Genomic DNA, 17929 nt, shown 5'->3' on the forward strand with positions numbered 1-17929 from the left:
GCGTCGACAAAAAAATCCCGGCGACCTCACGGTGCCGGGATTTTTTGTGTCTGCAGACGATGCTTACTGCGCGGTAGCCTTGCCTTGACGCTTGTTGATGGCGTCGATCAGGCGTTTGGCCAATGCCGGATAGTCCTCATCGAAGTGGTGACCCCCTGGCAACTGAACAGCTTCGCCGACTGCTGTGGTGTCGGTGCAACCGCTGTCTTTCTTCTCTTCGACACCGTAGACACAGAACACCTTCGCGGCAGGCAGCTTGGCCATTTCCTGTCCGGTCGTGGCTTCCTTGCCTGCGTTACCGAGCCAGCCGTCGACGTGAATCTCGAAACTGCCGGTGCGCGCGAACGCCAGCAGAATGATCGCGTCTACCCGATTCTGATCATCCGCAGCCAGGCGATTGTAGATCGCCGGCATGACGTCTGCGCCGAACGAATAGCCCGCCAGGATGAAGCGTTTGGTGCCCCATTTCTGACGGTAGTGGTTCATCAGGTCGGTCAGGTCGACAGCGGTCTGTTCCGGTGTCTTGTGCTCCCAGTAGTAACGCAACACGTCGATGCCCACCACCGGGTAGCCCATCTTGGCCATGTCGCCCGCCACGACCTTGTCCAGATCGCGCCAGCCGCCATCACCGGACATGAACAGCGTCACGGTATCGGAAGGCTGGCTGGCCGGGACTTCGACGACCGGGATACCCAGGCCACCGCTGTCGTTCTCGCCGAGCAGCAGGTGACGCAATTCCGTATTGAGCACCTGAGGCAATGGGATTTCGTAGTCGCTGATGCTGGTGTCCGCATTGGTCTGATCCCGCACGAACGCGGCACTCGGATCATCCGGCGCATCGTTCCAGGCGGCCAGCCAGTGCCCGTGCGGGGCTTTTTGTGGCAGTGGCACGTCACAGATCTGCGGCGGTTTCTCGTCCTCTTCCAGAACAGGCGGCGGGTTCGACACATGTTCAAGCGCAAACCCTACGGAAATGGCCTGTGCCTTGTCATCGGTCTGTCCGGCCAGCCAGCGCCAGGCCAGTGTCGCGCCAGGGCCTATGCCGCCGACGACCTGTGCGGGGCCGTCGAGCTTCGCCAGAGCGTCCTGAAAGGTTTTCTGTTGCAGCACGCAGTCGTCCTTGGGCAGCACGACCTGAATGATGCGTGCCGATGCGTCCTTGCTGATCGCCAGCAACTGCTTGTCGGTGAGCATTTCTTCGGCGGTGACGGCCAGCGCAATTCGGGTCTTGATGCGTGTGGCCGGGGTCACGCTGGTCAGTGGCGCGCCACCGTCAAGGTTCACATGTTCCAGTGAGGCGGGTGGGGCGGGGCGGTTCCAGATCCATATTCCCAGCGCTACGACTAAAAGAACAATTACCAGAGCTGCGAGCAAAAGGTGCCAGGAGCGTCGAATCATCAGCGTTTCACCAATCCAGTCAGGCCGCCCGCAATCAGGGCAGCGGTGTCAGCCAGCGCCACGAGCGGATCGAGTCCGGCAGGCACGGCCATATAACGAGGTTCCCAGTCGGGCTGGAACTTGTCCTTGAAGCGGCGCAGCCCCTGGAAGTTGTAGAGCTGTTCGCCGCGACGGAAGATCATCGAACCCAGGCGCTGGGTAATCGGTGCGCCACGTCTTGGCTGCAAGCCCGACAAGGGCACCATCCCCAAGCTGAATCGCGCGTAGCCCTGGGCCTTGTAGTGCAGAATCAGGCCGACCATCATGAATTCCATGGTCAGCTTGGGTGCATCAGGGTGAGAACGCATCAGGTCCAAGCTGGCCAGTTCCGGGCTGGTGGTTTCCAGCAAGTTGGAAAACGCGACCGGTTTGCCCTGAAAGTGCACGATGGCAATACGGAAATACTTCAGGTATTCAGGGCTGAAGCGGCCTAGCGAGAAGCCTTTTTCGCGGACGTTCTTGCCGGTCAGCCAGGCATCGGAAATCACTTTCAGCTCGTCGATAGGCGCTTGGCCAGGCTCGTAGATTTCCAGCGAAAGCCCATCGCGGCCACCTCGGTTCCAGGTGTAACGCAGGTCTTTCATCTCCTTGCCTTTGGCATCGATGTCGAAGCGTCGCAGATCAACGCGTGCTTCCTCGCCCAGCTTGATAGCCGTGAGACCGATGTCCATGTAGAACGGCAGGTTTTCCGCACGTACCTGGTAGAACACCGGGCGGGCGTGGTGCACGTCGCACAGATCGCGGAACTGCCAGATAAGCTCGGCACGCTGCTGGGTCGGGCCAATCGGGTCATAAAGCGCTACCAGACTGCGTCCACGATGCGAGTACATCAGAAACGCATTGCCGGCCGGGTGAAACAGGATCGCCTTGTCGCCGGTCAGCACCAACCCGCCATTGGGCTGGCTGGATGCCTTGAGGATCTCGGCAGCCTTGTCCAGATCAGCCACATCGGGCAGCTTGATCACCGGTCGGGCGGTACGCAGCAGCCAGGTCAGCGAAACCACCACCAGCAGCACCGCGCTGCCCAGCGCCGAGCGCAGGCCGCGTGGAGCGTCTGCATCGAGGGTGAACTGCCACCACAACTGGTGGCTGTAGGGCACGTCCTGATAAGCAAACAGCAGAAGCCAGATCGAGGCACCGACAACACAAATGCTGGCAATCAGGTAGAGCGGCGAGAATGGCAGCTCCAGCAGTCGACTGGGGCGATAGAACGAACGGCGGAATGTCAGCAGCAGGCAGGCAGTCAGCAACAGCATGCTGGCTTCTTCCCAGTCGAAACCTTTGAGCATCGACAGCACTGCGCCCACCAGCAGCAGAATGGAGGTCAGCATCCACGCAGCCGACAGCCGACGCCGCAAGCCCTGGGCGAGCAACAGGCACAGGACGCCCACCAGGCTGGCCCCGAAGTGCGACGCGTCGATCAGCCGATGGGGAATCATGAAGCCGACGTTTTCCAGTCGGGTATCGATTTCAGGGGTGGCACCAGAGAAGAGCAGCACCACCCCCGACAAGAAAACCAGTAGGGCCAGAATCGGTGCCGCCAGCCCCGAGGCGACACGGATGGCTTGCCGTGTCGGCAGCAGGCGCTGGGCTTCGGTAAACAGCAGCGTCAGGCAGGCCAGCAACAGCGGCAGTACCACATAGATCAGGCGGTACAGCAGGAGCGCGGCCGCGAGCGGGGCAGCGCCCAGCTCGTTGGCAAAGGCTGCAAGCAGAATGGCCTCGAATACGCCAACGCCGCCAGGAACATGGCTGAGTACGCCAGCGGCAAGCGCCAGCAGGTAAATCAGAATGAATGCACCCAGCGGTGGCGCGTGCGGCAGCAATAGATAAAGCACCATCGCTGCCGCCGCGACGTCCAGCGCGGTGATGACCAGCTGGATCAGCGTCAGCTTCAAGTCTGGAAGGCGTAAGGTGCGGCGACCGAGGCGAACCAGAATATTGTGCGGAATATCCTGTTCCGGCAGGCGGCGGCGGTAGACAAAGACCGCCAGCAGCACGCTGCCGAGCAGCACCGCTGTGGCAACGACGGCCAGCACGTCGACCGGAAGTTTGAGTGCCAGTGACGCGCCGGACAGGTTGCTCAGCGTGGCCAGTGCCGCCAGCGGCGGCAACGCACAGCCCAGCGAAAGACTGGCGAACACGGTCATGCGGGCGATTTCGATTGCCCCCACCCCATAGCGCGAGTACAGGCGGTAACGGACCGAACCGCCAGACAGCATCGACAGGCCGACCGCATTGCCGATGGCAAATGAGGTGAAGCCGCCGAGGATCAGCGTTCTGGTGGGCAGATCTACATTGGCGTAGCGGCTGGCGGACAGTTCATAGCCCATCAAAATGACATAACCGACTATTGCTGCGAGCAACGCGCCGCCCAGAGCGGGCAGGGGCACTGCGAACAGTGAGTCGTGCAGCGCATACCAGTCCATCTCGACCAGCATGTGGCGGCAGGCAATAAGGGCCAGGCTGAACAACAGCAGCATGACCGCCAGCCCGATAGGCTGCCGGTATTTGCTTAGCAGTTCCCGCCAGTTCTGGCGCGGCAGGCTGCCGGGTTGTTCTGCATCAACTGTTTCATTGGAATCGGACATGTTGTCGCGCATCAATCACTCCTTGGATCGTGCGCGACAGGATGGAGGTATGCAGCCAAGTTACCAATCCCTACGCAGAAAATATTTCAGGATGTTAGCGCGTCAACGTCTAACGAGCGAATAGCGAATCGAGCCGGGTGATGCTGTTCAGCTGCGGTTCAGTCGTGATTCAGCTTAGTAACACCTATCGGCAGCGCATGCAAAAACTGTCGTAAATGAAAGCATTACGTTACAGATGTGATGATAGGGTTTCAAACGGCTTGGGAAATAGTCTTTTTTTGTCAGACAGTTAGCTATCGCCCGATATGTTTTTTCATCGGAAACAAAAAAGGCCACTCTTTCGAGTAGCCTTTTTTGATGTTTGGTTGCGGGAGCCGGATTTGAACCGACGACCTTCGGGTTATGAGCCCGACGAGCTACCAGACTGCTCCATCCCGCGTCTGTGTGGCGGCATTCTACAGCCGAACGACGAAGTGTCAACCCTTAATCCGCAAAGCAGGCAAATGAGTGGCAGATTGTGCTCGATGCACACGCTTCAGAGCGCATGCATGCGATAAGCGCATCTGATGCCCCTCGTTCCTCGCGCCGCCACGTGAGAGTATCGCTCATGATGTTCTTGGGTATGGCTCTGCGCCGTGCAGCGTCTTCAGAAGAGTTGGTGAAGATGGGGGTTATCGTCACGTGAGGCATTGAAGTGCTCAGCATCGTGCATAGCGATTGGTTCAGTGCTTGAGCAAAGCACTTTTCAGGTGCGCACAAAAAAGGCCACTCTTTCGAGTGGCCTTTTTTGATGTTTGGTTGCGGGAGCCGGATTTGAACCGACGACCTTCGGGTTATGAGCCCGACGAGCTACCAGACTGCTCCATCCCGCGTCTGTGTGGCGGCATTCTACAGAGAGATGGCGGGGTGTCAATGGTTAGTTTTAAAAAGTGCTTTTTCTTCAAATGCTTAGCGACGCCGCTGGCGCATCTGTTCGGCTTTGGCGCTTGCATGACGTGGGCTGCAGCTGTTTCGTTCATGGACCGGAAGGCTTTTGCCGGTATTTCAGGGGGCTGGCGCATCATTGGATGTTACTTGTCGATACCAATGAGATACTGCTGGGCCATTGATTGCAAAATCCCATCAGGTCATGACGCAGCGCAAAATCATCCACATCGACTGCGACTGCTTTTATGCAGCCATTGAAATGCGTGACGAGCCCGACCTCGCTGGTAAACCGCTGGCGGTGGGCGGCTCTGCGGAGCGCCGCGGGGTCATCGCGACCTGTAATTATGAGGCGCGTGCGTACGGGGTGCGCTCAGCCATGTCATCGCGTCATGCGCTCAAGCTCTGTCCGCACCTGACCATCGTCAAGCCGCGTATGGAGGCTTATAAAGAAGCATCGCGTGAAATTCATACGATCTTCCGGGATTACACCGATCTCATAGAACCTTTGTCTCTGGATGAGGCGTTCCTGGACGTATCGGATGCCGGGCACTTTTCCGGAAGCGCCACGCGCATCGCCCAGGACATCCGTCGCCGGGTGTCGAATCAATTGCATATCACGGTTTCGGCGGGCGTAGCCCCCAACAAGTTCTTGGCCAAGATTGCCAGTGACTGGAAAAAGCCCAACGGGCTGTTCGTGATCACTCCGGATCAGGTCGAGGATTTCGTCGCCTCGCTGCCTGTCACCAAGCTCCACGGCGTCGGCAAAGTGACCGCAGACAAGTTGGGCCGACTCGGTATTATCGACTGTGCTGACTTGCGAAGCCGGAACAAACTGGCGCTGGTCCGCGAATTTGGCAGCTTTGGTGAGCGCCTCTGGAGCCTGGCGCACGGAGTGGATGACCGTCCCGTGCAAAATGACAGTCGGCGTCAGTCGGTCAGTGTTGAAAATACGTACGACACGGATCTGCCCGATCTGGCTGCCTGTCTGGAGAAGCTGCCCGCGCTGCTGGACACCTTGGGTAACCGGATGGCGAGAATGGAAGGGCAGTACCGGCCCGGCAAACCGTTCGTCAAAGTGAAGTTTCACGACTTCACTCAGACGACGCTTGAGCAATCCGGCGCAGGAAGGGATCTGGGCAGTTACGAGCAGTTACTGGCCCAGGCGTTTGCCCGGGGTGGCAAGCCGGTTCGCCTGCTGGGCATAGGTGTACGCCTGCACGATCTGCGTGCAGCCCACGAGCAATTGGACTTGTTCTCGCGATAATGGCCGGCTGCGAGCACATCCCGCAGCCGTCTGTATTACTGGCTCTGAGCAGGAACGGCGACCAGACGGCCGGCATCTCTGGCAAGTGATTTGAGAAACTCACCCTGCAACTGCGGATCGTTTCGTGTCAGCTCGATCAGGCTCTGTTCAAGTTCGCTGGCTTCTTCTTCCAGTCCAAGGTCAGAAAGGCGTTTGACTCGATGCACCCACTGGCTGACTTCGTCATCTTCCAGATCGTCGTAGATCAGGGCGTGGGCTTCGAGCAGCTTGCCGCGCAAGGAATGGCTGATCGGCAAACTGGCATTGGCGTGAGCACTGTCCTGATCGTCTTCGACGTTGATATAAATGCGTATGATACGGCTCAGGTCCTGTTCGGCAAACGGGCTGTCCAGCAGGTTCAGGCGCAGAATGCCGTTGCGATCGGTGCTCATTTCGTGGGTTTCGTTGCCAGCCTTGACCATCACCGGACGTTCATTCCACGGTAGCGTAGAGTTCTCGATCCGCTTGTCTTTCTGGACTTCGTCAATGCTCGCCAGATTCTGCTGGGCCCGACCGTGGGACGGGGCATTCATGAAGGGATTCAGACCTGCTACACCGTAGTGAATCCAGTCCCGGGTCATGCTGTCCGGCAAATGGCCCAGCGCAATCACGTTGACCACGTTCGCTCCGACGCCTGCGACAACAGCGACCGCGCCGAGCGGAATCTCGTAGATTTCCCGCCAGGGCTGATAGGGGGTATAGCGATCATAGTGGCGGGTGACTTCAAAATCAGTGACCTCGAACGACTTGTGCTCGTGAATCCGCACGCGACGTTGTGGTAACTCCAGCGTTTTGGGTTCGCCAATATCGACTTGCAGCGTGTGTTCAAGCAGTTTGCGTTCGACACGCTCTTCGTGCTCGCTGCGTTGTGATAGCTGGTTGGCGCAGCCGCCGACAAGAAAAGAGCCGCACAGAACGGCGCTGCCTAGGCTTAAGGTGCTTCGTTTGAGCATGAGATCTCTGATGCGGATTGGGCGAGTGACGAGCGGCGCACCCTTAAGCAAAACAGGTGCGCCTTTGACTCAGCGGTTCACTTTGCCCTGGATGAACGACAGCACATCCGCGACCGCAATGGCTTGCGGTTGCGACTCGGTACGGCTTTTGTATTCCAGATTGCCTTCGGCCAGGCCGCGGTCACTGACTACAATACGATGCGGGATACCGATCAGCTCCATGTCCGCGAACTTGATGCCGGGGCTGGTTTTCTTATCGCGGTCATCGAGCAGGACTTCAAAGCCGGCGGCAGTCAGCTCGGCGTACAGTTTGTCTGTCGCTTCACGAACCGCGTCTGTCTCGTAGCGCAGCGGGATCAGGGCGATCTGGAAAGGCGCCAGAGTGTCGTTCCAGATAATGCCGTTTTCGTCGCTGTTCTGTTCGATGGCGGCCGCAACCACGCGGGAAACGCCGATTCCGTAGCAGCCCATCGCCAGATTGACCGGCTTGCCGTTCTCTCCCAGTACCTGGCATTTCATCGCTTCGCTGTACTTGGTGCCCAGCTGGAAGATGTGGCCGACTTCGATGCCGCGCTTGATTTCCAGCGTGCCTTTGCCGTCCGGGCTTGGATCACCGGCCACGACATTACGCAGGTCGGCGACGGTCGGAACCGGCAGGTCGCGTTCCCAATTGACGCCGAAATAGTGCTTGTCATCGATGTTGGCACCGACGCTGAAGTCGCTCATCAGCTCGACAGAGCGGTCGATGATGCAGGGCAGCGGCAGATTCAGAGGGCCCAGTGAGCCTGCGCCTGCACCGATGGCATCACGCAGTTCGGTTTCGGACGCCATCACCAGTGGGCTGGCGACCTGTTCCTGCTGGCTGGCCTTGATTTCGTTGAGCTCATGATCGCCACGGATGATCAGTGCAATCAGCTTGCCTTCTTCGGCAGCATGGACCACCAGCGTCTTGACGGTCTTCTCGATCGGCAAGCCGAAGCCTTCGACCAGTTGGGCAATGGTCTTGGCGTTTGGCGTATCGATCAGGCGCAATTCTTCTGTAGCGGCCGGACGAGTCTTCTCGCGAGGCACCGCTTCGGCTTTTTCGATGTTGGCTGCGTAATCGGAGCCATCGCTGAACACGATATCGTCTTCGCCGGATTCGGCCAGCACGTGGAACTCGTGCGAGCCTGCGCCGCCAATCGAGCCGTTGTCAGCTTCGACCGGGCGAAACTTCAGGCCGAGGCGGGTAAAGATGTTGCTGTACGCCAGATGCATGCGGTCGTAGGTGATCTGCAGCGATGCGTGATCAGCGTGGAACGAATAGGCGTCTTTCATGACGAACTCGCGCCCACGCATGAGGCCGAAGCGTGGACGGATTTCGTCACGGAATTTGGTCTGGATCTGGTACATGTTGATTGGCAGCTGTTTATAGCTGTTGAGCTCATTGCGTGCCAGATCGGTGATGACTTCTTCGTGGGTAGGGCCCAGGCAGAACTCACGGTTGTGGCGATCAACCAGGCGCATCAGCTCCGGGCCGTATTGTTCCCAGCGGCCTGACTCTTGCCACAGCTCTGCGGGCTGAATGCCGGGCATCAGAATCTCGAGTGCGCCAGCGGCGTCCATTTCTTCACGGACAATGGCTTCGACCTTGCGCAATACGCGCAGGCCCATGGGCAGCCAGGTATAGAGGCCGGATGCCAGTTTGCGGATCATGCCGGCACGCAGCATCAGTTGATGGCTGACCACGACCGCATCGGAAGGGGTTTCTTTCTGTGTGGCGAGCAAAAATTGACTGGTGCGCATGGTTGGCCGTTGTCGGTTGCTGAGACTGGATTTGACCTGGCATTGTACGGCGGTGTTCCGGTCGCGTACAGGGCGGGGCAGGCTTGCAGAGGATGGCAAGGAGCTTTCAAGGCTCAACGAAAAAGCCCGGCATGAGCCGGGCTTCTTCTATTAACGAGTGCTGAGCGGTGATTACAGGATCGAGATCGGGTAATCGACAATCAGGCGGAACTCGTTGACGTCGCCTTCGCCCTGATCTGCGTTGGCGCGGTGCCAAGCTTGACGGGCACGGAAGGACAGGTCCTTGGCCGGACCGGTTTGTACTACGTATTTGGCTTCAAGGTTGGTTTCGTGGTGCTCGCCGTCAGCACCGTACAGACCGGCGTAAGCGCTGCCAGTCGGTGTCTTGGTGCCGTCGATATCAGTACCCTTGATGTAGCGGGTCATGAAGCTCAGACCAGGAACGCCATATGGCGTCATGTTCAGGTCGTAGCGAGCCTGCCAGGATTTTTCACCCGGACCGTTGAAGTCGGAGTACTGGATCGAGTTGTTCAGGAAGATCGAGTCGCCGCCGCGGTTGTTATCGCCAATACCGATGTAGTCGAACGGAGTGTCGCCGTTGATTTTCTGGAACGCCAGGGTCACGGTATGAGCAGCAAGGAACGAGTAGGCTGCGGAACCGGAGAACGCGGTGTTGCTGATCGAGCCAGCTTTGGCGCTCCCTTCGTCAACGGTGCGATAAATGTTCGCATCGAATGCCAGAGACTGATCGCCGCCCAGTGGGAGGGCGTAGTTCACGTTACCGTAGTACTGATCCCAGATGTCTTCCAGCTTGGCTGCATAGAATGCAACGCCCAGGCTGTCGGTAATGGCATATTTGCCGCCAGCAAAGTCAGCGCTGTTCGCACGAACACCGGCGTAGTTTGCAAAGATGCTGCCGCTATGGCTTGTGTCGTCCTGGCTGGTGCCGGAGTAGAAATGACCTGCTTCAACGTCCAGCCCCTGGAGCTCGCTGCTCTGCAGGCTGATACCGCTTGCAGTCTGCGGCAACAGACGTGAACCGCCTACTGCGAAGACTGGACTGGTCGGCTGCATGTCGCCCACTTTCAGTTCGGTTTTCGATACGCGGAATTTGACCGCGCCGCCAGCTTTGGCCTGAGTGTCTTCGTTGTTACCGGCAGAATCAGTCACCAGGTTGCCTGAACCCGAGTACTTGTCCGGGCCCCACAGTTTCACGCCAGCGTAGGCGAATGCCTCGACGCCGACACCGATGGTGCCTTGGGTGTAGCCGGTGCTGAAGTTGGCCCAGATACCCTGGGTCCAGTCGCGATCGTCATCAGCGCCTGCTTTCTTGTCGCGGTTGTAATAGTAATTGCGCAACTTCAGGTCAAGCGTGCTGCCTTCAACAAAGCCCTTGGCATCAGCCTGATCGCTGACGAAAGGTGCCGCGGTTGCCATTTGGGCGCTGGCTGCAGTAACGGCCAGTGCGATTGCGCTCCACTTCATCACTCTCATCGTGATTGCTCCTTTGGTTTTTAGAAGATTTTCTGCCGTCCCACCTGTTTTTTTATCTGGGCGGCTCTTTCTATTTTTGTCGGCGGAATCTATCTCACGCTGACTTTGGTTGCTATAGCTACAGCTTTATCCTTTCAGAATCTTTACGACGCAGTGCCAGATCAGTCCGTAGTGGCATTCTGTACTTGATCAGAATCGATGATTATCGAGTCTATTCAAGACATTCCCCAAGGTCGCCAGCCGGGTTTCCCTTGATTCTGTCACCCCTGTTTTCCGCCAGGGGTGGCGTGATCATATGGGTCATAAAGCAACAAGCGTGCACAAAGTTTCTGAAAATGAAAAAAATTTGTGAAAAATCAGAATCAGCATCGCTTTTTATATCTATCTGTATGTTTTGTATAGATATTTTAATTTTATTAAAATGTCTATAGTTTTTACCTTCCATCCATGAGTGTGGGGTTATCCGACAAAAACGTTACCCGGGTCATCATCATTTGAGTAGAAAACGAATTCGTGGTGTTGCTGTCGCAACAGCTGTGTGTGTTTTTGGTGCAGTGCATGCATGGTTCGCCTGAACCTGGAGCATCGTTCTTGCTGGTGGTCATGGTGAGGCCACGGTTGTTTCATTTTCATGTACCTAAAGCACACCATTGTCAGGCGGCCTGCCGACGGATGAGCTCATCCTGTCCCTTTGGCGACTTTTCCGGGCGTCAAATCGGTGCGATCGGTATCCTGCCGGGCTCATTCTGGTGCGCATGCGTGTGTGCAGGTGATGCGTCACGCGAACCCTAGTATCCTGCGAGTCTCGCAGCACCCTGCTACCGACAGGGCAGGTGCATTCACCTGGCAGTCAGGAGTTTTTATCGTGTTCGTTCTGGATTCTCGTCTTCAACAAGACACCTTGGCCATTGGTGACTTTCCACTGTGCCGGTTGCTGCTCTCCAATGACAGTCACTATCCGTGGTTCATTCTGGTGCCGCGTCGAGCTGATATCACTGAAGTGTTTCAGTTGAGCGCTGCAGATCAGGCGCAGTTATGGCAGGAGACCAGCGCCTTGGCCAAAGTGCTGAAAGAGGTGTTCGATGCGGATAAAATCAACATTGCCGCTTTGGGCAATGTGGTCAGCCAGCTGCATATGCACGTGATCGTGCGCAAACGTGACGATGCTGCCTGGCCAGCGCCCGTGTGGGGCAAGCATGCTGCCAGTGCCTATACCGGCGAGCAGTTCTCGGCAATCTGTCGGCAGCTCAAGCCTGTGTTGACGAATGATTTTCGATTTGAGGAGGACCAATCATGAGCCTTGAAGAGCGGGTCATGGAACTGGAAAGCCGTATGGCCTTTCAGGACGATACGATCCAGGCGCTCAATGATGTGCTGGTACAGCAGCGGCGCGAGTTGGATCATCTGCAACTGCAGATGGCGGCGATGCTCAAGCGTCAGGAGGAAATGGGCAGCCAGTTCGAGACCTTCGAGGAAGATGCGCCGCCACCTCACTACTGATCTGCGGCCATAAAAAACCGCGACTTTCGTTGGAAGTCGCGGTTTTTTGTTGCTTGAGACAATCAGCGGCGCGGCAGCGCTGCAATGACGTCTTCGGCCTGCAGGCCTTTGTCGCGGTTCATCACAGAAAACTCGACGCGTTGGCCCTCTACCAGCACACGATGACCCTCACCGCGAATGGCACGAAAATGCACAAAAATATCGTCGCCGGAATCCCGAGAGATAAAACCGAAGCCCTTGGAGGTGTTGAACCATTTTACGGTGCCAGTATCACGATTTCCCATGTCGTGGTTTTGAGGTGCGGACGAGGGTGTGTAAGACCTGTAAAAGCTGACGCCCAGGTGCAGGGCGACAGCGACGATGGCAATGACCAGGCTCACCAGAATGGCGGGTTGACCTGCGATGCCAGGCAGAGGAACAAGCAAGGTCAGCGTTTGCACGATTACTGCAATGACAAGCAGGGCGCTGACCAGATTTTGCAGATTGTGACGTGGGCCTCGATTCCAGTAAGGAATTACCGGAGCGAGTATCAGGTTAAGCAGCCCGAGGAAGGCGAGGCAGATCGCATCAGGATTTTGCAGGTAGAGAGATGCTGCTTCACTACGCAGGCTGGGTATGAAAGAGAGCAACAGCGCTGCGGCTCCCGTTACCAGGTGGACGATTTTCAACATTTTAAAAAGCTCACATGCAAGAAGGATTACAAGAAATAGCGGGTAACGCCCGGTACGCTTCTGAACAAGATGAGGCGTGATGCACGAGCGCTGGGCCAGCCTATGCGCCAACGCTGAAAGGCAAATCGTCGGCGGCACGCGGTGTATTTAACAGCAAAGCCTGATCCTACTCAAATCAGCAATCGCTGACGCCCGTCGGGCCTGCCCGGCTCTGGCCTTACATTACCGTTCTATATGCCCACGGGGCCCGAAACAGAGCATCCAGGCAGGCTTTATCGGTGACTCTCCGGGGTGTGTACGAATGCGCTGCTGCGGCGATGGGGTGCAGCGTTGCGGTTTTCTCGTGAATCACTGCCTGCACGCTGCATCGCTACAACGGAAAGCTGCGCCGGTCGGGTTCTCTTGATAGAGTAGTGGTCTTTACTGCTTTTCAATCCTCACTAAAAGGGCATGAAACATGGCAATCGATATCGGTATCAGTGAAGAGGATCGCAAATCGATCGTGGACGGTCTGTCGCATTTGCTGTCGGATACTTATGTGCTTTACCTCAAGACTCACAACTTTCACTGGAATGTCAGCGGGCCGATGTTTCGCACGCTGCACTTGATGTTTGAAGAACAGTACAACGAACTGGCACTGGCGGTCGACTCCATCGCCGAACGTATCCGTGCACTAGGCTTTCCGGCCCCCGGTACTTATTCGACATATGCTCGCCTGTCTTCCATCAAGGAAGAAGAAGGCGTGCCAAGCGCTGAAGATATGATCAAAAGTCTGGTTCAGGGTCAAGAGGCTGTTGTCCGTACTGCTCGTAGTATCTTTCCTCTTCTGGATAAAGTGAGCGATGAGCCGACAGCTGATCTGCTGACGCAGCGTATGCAGGTTCATGAGAAAACTGCCTGGATGTTGCGTTCGATGCTCGAGTCGAAGTAACGACCCGTGGCGAGCGGCCTTCGGTGCCGCTCGCCTGCTTCTCAACTGTTTACTCGTTATAGCTTTTCTGTATCGTCCCGGTCGTCACGGCTCTCGGGCCTCTCAAGGTTTAGTCATTGCCTGCTGCTCTGCACGCTGCCCGGCAGTTCCTCGTGCTCTTTCTCATTGTCCCTTCAGGGTTAAACGATATTCCGCTGATGGCTGTGGCCGTATCCTACAATTAAGGGGTATAGGGCCTGCTGGATATAAGATCTCGAATCCTGTTTTATACATCGGGACATTTATTTGTTTTTGAATATTTCTTTCGGTGTTTAAAATTCGATGATTCGAAGGTGACAGTTATGATGTTACGCGGTGTTGAGCGAGAGCTTAAGTTGTTGCATCGGGAGGTGGAAATACGCCACGACCCTTTTGTCGAGGATTTCAATATGACGCTGGCACAGCCTCACTCCAAATCCGTTCGGCTCAATGGTCTGGCCACTTGTCTGCGTCTGGAGAACGTGTACTGGAACATTCTTTCAGGTATCGCAACTTCCAATGAGTGCTCTGTTAATGCGGTATTGTCCTACATTGATCGGGAGGTTCACTTACGCTACGGGGGTGTAAAGAATTTCAGTGGTCTGATTCGTGTTGTGTGTGTTGCGCATCTGTTGAAGGGCGATCGCCTGGAAAATTCCCGCGTCTAGAATGGCCTTCATCCTCATTCCTGCAGGCCCGCTTCGGCGTGCCTGCGTTTCCCGGCGCGGCGCGAGTGAGCAGCTCGGCTGCGCCAGGCGAGTCATGAACTTATCCGGGCGTGACGGGTTCGTTCGGCTGCACGGTGCCAATTAACTCTATATAATCCTCCGTCTTGCTAGCGGGCGTGACTCTGCGTGGGCCAGGGCTGGCTTTATTCAGCCTTGTGCCGGTGCCTTGTACCACTGAGCGCAAGCCAGGAGCGAAAGCGCCACCGAATTCGAATTACGAGAAGTGAAAACACCATCATGATGCGCAGCCATTATTGCGGCCAACTGAACGAGAGTCTGGAAGGCCAGGAAATCACCCTTTGCGGATGGGTCCACCGTCGTCGTGACCACGGAGGCGTTATCTTCCTCGATATTCGCGACCGTGAAGGCATGGCTCAAGTCGTGTTCGACCCCGATCGTGCCGACAGTTTCGCTGCCGCTGACCGAGTGCGCAGCGAGTACGTGGTCAAGGTAGTGGGCAAGGTTCGTGCTCGTCCGGCGGGTGCCGTGAACGCGAACATGGCGTCCGGTGCCATCGAGGTGCTGGGTTACGAGCTCGAAGTGCTGAACGAGTCCGAGACTCCGCCGTTCCCTCTGAATGAATACTCCGATGTAGGCGAGGAAACCCGTCTGCGTTATCGCTTCATCGATCTGCGTCGCCCGGAAATGGCCGAGAAGCTGCGTCTGCGTTCGCGCATCACTACCAGCATCCGTCGCTATCTGGATGACAACGGCTTCCTCGATGTCGAGACGCCGATCCTGACCCGCGCGACGCCAGAAGGTGCTCGTGACTATCTGGTTCCAAGCCGCACACACCCGGGCAGCTTCTTCGCCCTGCCGCAATCGCCTCAGTTGTTCAAGCAACTGCTGATGGTGGCTGGCTTCGACCGTTACTACCAGATCGCCAAGTGCTTCCGCGACGAAGACCTGCGTGCCGACCGCCAGCCGGAATTCACTCAGATCGACATCGAGACCAGTTTCCTCAATGAAGAGGACATCATCGGTCTGACCGAGAAGATGGTTCGCCAACTGTTCAAGGAAGTTCTGGACCTGGAGTTCGGTGACTTCCCGCACATGACCTTCGAAGAGGCCATGCGTCGCTACGGCTCCGACAAGCCAGACCTGCGCAATCCGCTGGAACTGGTGGACGTTGCCGATCAGCTCACTGGCGTGGAATTCAAAGTGTTCAGCGGCCCGGCCAACGATCCCAAGGGGCGCGTTGCCGCACTGCGTGTACCGGGCGCTGCCAGCATGGCGCGCAGCCAGATCGACGACTACACCAAGTTCGTCAGTATCTACGGTGCCAAAGGCCTGGCCTACATCAAGGTCAATGAGCGTGCGAAGGGGCCGGAAGGCTTGCAATCGCCGATCGTCAAGTTCATCCCGGAAGACAACCTGAATGTCATCCTCGATCGTGTGGGTGCGGTCGATGGCGATATCGTTTTCTTTGGGGCGGACAAGTTCAAGATCGTCAGCGAAGCGCTTGGCGCGCTGCGGATCAAGATCGGCAACGACCTCAAGCTGCATACCTGCGAATGGGCTCCGATGTGGGTCGTTGATTTCCCGATGTTCGAAGAAAACGACGACGGCAGCTTCACCGCACTGCATCACCCCTTCACGGCACCCAAGTGCACGCCTGAAGAGCTGGAAGCCAACCCGGCAACGGCGCTTTCCCGTGCCTACGACATGGTGCTCAACGGTACCGAGCTGGGCGGTGGTTCGATTCGTATTCACCGCAAGGAAATGCAACAGGCGGTCTTCCGTCTGCTGGGCATCGCCGAAGACGAGCAGCAGGAAAAATTCGGCTTCCTGCTCGATGCTCTGAAGTACGGTGCACCGCCGCACGGTGGTCTGGCGTTCGGCCTTGACCGTCTGGTCATGCTGATGACCGGAGCGCAGTCGATCCGTGAAGTAATCGCTTTCCCGAAAACCCAGAGCGCTGCCGATGTCATGACCCAGGCGCCTGGCGTTGTCGATGCCAAGGCGTTGCGAGAGCTGCACATCCGTCTGCGCGAGCAGCCAAAGGCCGAGTGATGCCGGGCAGGGCGTATTTCGATACGCCCTGCTTCTGCCCTTATTGAGTGAAGCTTTTTGCCCGATTGTTCAGGGCGAAAGGTGAAGGTGTTTCAAAAAGAATCTGGAGCGAAAAATGGCAGGTCATTCTAAGTGGGCGAACATCAAGCACCGCAAAGAGCGTCAGGATGCCAAGAAAGGCAAGATTTTCACCAAGTGGATTCGTGAACTGACCGTAGCTGCGCGTCAGGGCGGCGGCGATCCAGGTTCCAACCCGCGTCTGCGTCTGGCGCTGGACAAGGCGCTTGGTGCAAACATGACCCGTGACACCATTGATCGCGCAGTCGCGCGGGGCGTGGGGGCATCCGACGGTGACGATGTCGAGGAGCTGGGTTACGAGGGCTACGGCCCAGGCGGCGTGGCGATCATGGTCGAAACCATGACCGACAACCGTAATCGTACCGCCGCGGCTGTGCGCCATGCGTTCACCAAATGCGGCGGCAACCTGGGCACCGACGGCTCTGTTGCCTACCTGTTTGATCGCAAGGGCCAGATTTCCTTTGCAACTGGCGTCGATGAGGATTCCCTGATCGAAGCTGCCATGGACGCAGATGCCGATGATGTCGTGACCAACGAAGACGGCTCGATCGATGTCTTTACGTCGTTCTCCGGCTTCTACGCTGTGCGTAACGCACTTGAGGCAGCAGGTTTCAAGGCTGCTGATGCGGAAATCGTCATGTTGCCGACCACCAGTGCGGTACTTGATCTGGAAACCGCTGAAAAGGTACTCAAGCTGATCGACATGCTTGAGGATCTGGATGACGTGCAGAACGTTTATTCAAATGCGGAAATCCCGGACGAAGTCATGGAGCAGTTGGGCTGATCGCCGACAGGTAACACCGAGTCAGAAGCCGGGGGAGCGACGCTGTGAGCATCACGCAGCTATCGGCCTCCGGCTTCTGCCTTTATGCTGCACCTATTGCTTTGCGTTACCTCCTCAAGCTGCAGGCGTTATGACTCTTATTCTTGGTATCGATCCCGGTTCGCGAATTACCGGCTATGGCGTGGTACGTGACACCGGTCGCGGTTGTGTCTACGTCGCTTCCGGGTGCATCCGTACCGGCAGCGGCGAATTGCACGAGCGTTTGCAGATCGTTTATCGCGGTGTGCGGGAGGTCATAAAGACCTACGGGCCCGTGACGATGGGCATCGAAAAGGTCTTCATGGCGCGTAACGCCGATTCTGCGCTGAAACTGGGGCAGGCCAGGGGCGCGGCCATCGTTGCGGGTGCCGAAGAGGCGCTGGAAATTGCCGAGTACACTGCAACTCAGGTCAAGCAGGCCGTTGCCGGGACCGGCGGTGCCAATAAAGAGCAAGTGATGATGATGGTCATGCACCTGCTCAAGCTGACCCAGAAACCGCAGATAGATGCCTCTGATGCCCTGGCCATTGCGCTGTGTCATGCGCACACACGTTCCAGCCTGATCCCGCACGGGTTGGGCACTGCGCGGAGCCGCGGCGGTCGGTTGCGCCTGTGACTGCATCATGAATAAGTACGGTTTTACGATGATTGTGTTCAATTTCTTCGCGCGAGCGACA

The 17929-nt window shown here is 57.1% G+C and carries 14 protein-coding genes and 2 tRNA genes; 8 read left to right on the forward strand and 8 right to left on the reverse strand.

Translation table 11 applies throughout. The features are described from left to right. Positions 1–63 precede the first annotated feature (63 nt). From MME58_RS06975 to MME58_RS06990, 4 genes are all read right to left on the reverse strand, one after another. The gene (locus MME58_RS06975) at positions 64–1398 is read right to left on the reverse strand and encodes a virulence factor family protein (RefSeq protein WP_054984530.1); all 1335 of its coding nucleotides are present in this window, start codon (positions 1396–1398) and stop codon (positions 64–66) included. Then, positions 1398–4040, reverse strand: a complete 2643-nt coding sequence (gene mprF / locus MME58_RS06980; protein ID WP_055006862.1) for a bifunctional lysylphosphatidylglycerol flippase/synthetase MprF — start codon at positions 4038–4040, stop codon at positions 1398–1400. The genes MME58_RS06975 and mprF overlap by 1 nt, the downstream gene beginning before the upstream one ends. 350 nt (positions 4041–4390) lie before the next feature. Next, a tRNA-Met gene (locus tag MME58_RS06985) sits at positions 4391–4467 on the reverse strand. A gap of 356 nt (positions 4468–4823) precedes the next feature. Then, positions 4824–4900: transfer RNA gene (locus tag MME58_RS06990), tRNA-Met, on the reverse strand. Between the two features lie 257 nt (positions 4901–5157). On the opposite strand from MME58_RS06990, the gene dinB reads away from it, so the two are divergent. Next, positions 5158–6219 (forward strand): DNA polymerase IV, encoded by a 1062-nt coding sequence (gene dinB / locus MME58_RS06995; protein WP_055006894.1) that lies wholly within the window; start codon positions 5158–5160, stop codon positions 6217–6219. A gap of 35 nt (positions 6220–6254) precedes the next feature. On the opposite strand, the gene MME58_RS07000 is transcribed toward dinB, so the two are convergent. The 3 genes from MME58_RS07000 to MME58_RS07010 all read right to left on the reverse strand — a co-directional run bounded on the left by MME58_RS07000 (position 6255) and on the right by MME58_RS07010 (position 10490). Continuing rightward, entirely contained in the window at positions 6255–7211 is a 957-nt protein-coding gene (locus MME58_RS07000) for a hypothetical protein (protein WP_055006863.1), read from the reverse strand. Positions 7212–7280: 69 nt separating this feature from the next. Next, the gene (locus MME58_RS07005; RefSeq protein WP_055006864.1) at positions 7281–8996 is read right to left on the reverse strand and encodes a proline--tRNA ligase; all 1716 of its coding nucleotides are present in this window, start codon (positions 8994–8996) and stop codon (positions 7281–7283) included. Positions 8997–9167: 171 nt separating this feature from the next. Continuing rightward, positions 9168–10490, reverse strand: a complete 1323-nt coding sequence (locus MME58_RS07010; RefSeq protein ID WP_055006865.1) for an OprD family porin — start codon at positions 10488–10490, stop codon at positions 9168–9170. Positions 10491–11355: 865 nt separating this feature from the next. Here MME58_RS07010 and MME58_RS07015 point away from each other — a divergent pair. After that, positions 11356–11787, forward strand: a complete 432-nt coding sequence (locus MME58_RS07015) for an HIT family protein (RefSeq protein WP_055006866.1) — start codon at positions 11356–11358, stop codon at positions 11785–11787. Next, positions 11784–11990: a SlyX family protein gene (locus MME58_RS07020; RefSeq protein ID WP_054984751.1), complete on the forward strand. Its 207-nt coding sequence runs from the start codon at positions 11784–11786 to the stop codon at positions 11988–11990. The genes MME58_RS07015 and MME58_RS07020 overlap by 4 nt, the downstream gene beginning before the upstream one ends. A gap of 62 nt (positions 11991–12052) precedes the next feature. Here the strand turns inward: MME58_RS07020 and MME58_RS27440 are convergent, their stop codons facing one another. Next, entirely contained in the window at positions 12053–12661 is a 609-nt protein-coding gene (locus MME58_RS27440; protein WP_055006867.1) for a cold-shock protein, read from the reverse strand. A 457-nt stretch (positions 12662–13118) separates the two neighbouring features. Here MME58_RS27440 and MME58_RS07030 point away from each other — a divergent pair, with 457 nt between their 5' ends. The 5 genes from MME58_RS07030 to ruvC all read left to right on the forward strand — a co-directional run bounded on the left by MME58_RS07030 (position 13119) and on the right by ruvC (position 17868). After that, entirely contained in the window at positions 13119–13592 is a 474-nt protein-coding gene (locus MME58_RS07030) for a Dps family protein (RefSeq protein WP_003314356.1), read from the forward strand. A gap of 341 nt (positions 13593–13933) precedes the next feature. Beyond that, positions 13934–14278 (forward strand): ribbon-helix-helix domain-containing protein, encoded by a 345-nt coding sequence (locus tag MME58_RS07035; RefSeq protein ID WP_082427589.1) that lies wholly within the window; start codon positions 13934–13936, stop codon positions 14276–14278. A 297-nt stretch (positions 14279–14575) separates the two neighbouring features. Continuing rightward, the gene (aspS, locus tag MME58_RS07040; RefSeq protein WP_002554661.1) at positions 14576–16351 is read left to right on the forward strand and encodes an aspartate--tRNA ligase; all 1776 of its coding nucleotides are present in this window, start codon (positions 14576–14578) and stop codon (positions 16349–16351) included. Positions 16352–16466: 115 nt separating this feature from the next. Then, the gene (locus MME58_RS07045; protein WP_054984753.1) at positions 16467–17213 is read left to right on the forward strand and encodes a YebC/PmpR family DNA-binding transcriptional regulator; all 747 of its coding nucleotides are present in this window, start codon (positions 16467–16469) and stop codon (positions 17211–17213) included. A gap of 130 nt (positions 17214–17343) precedes the next feature. After that, positions 17344–17868, forward strand: coding sequence for a crossover junction endodeoxyribonuclease RuvC (gene ruvC, locus MME58_RS07050; RefSeq protein ID WP_003364732.1), 525 nt, complete (start codon positions 17344–17346; stop codon positions 17866–17868). The last annotated feature ends 61 nt before the right edge of the window (positions 17869–17929 follow it).

The organism is Pseudomonas syringae pv. tagetis, from assembly GCF_022557255.1.
GTDB classification, from domain to species: Bacteria; Pseudomonadota; Gammaproteobacteria; order Pseudomonadales; family Pseudomonadaceae; genus Aquipseudomonas; species Aquipseudomonas caricapapayae.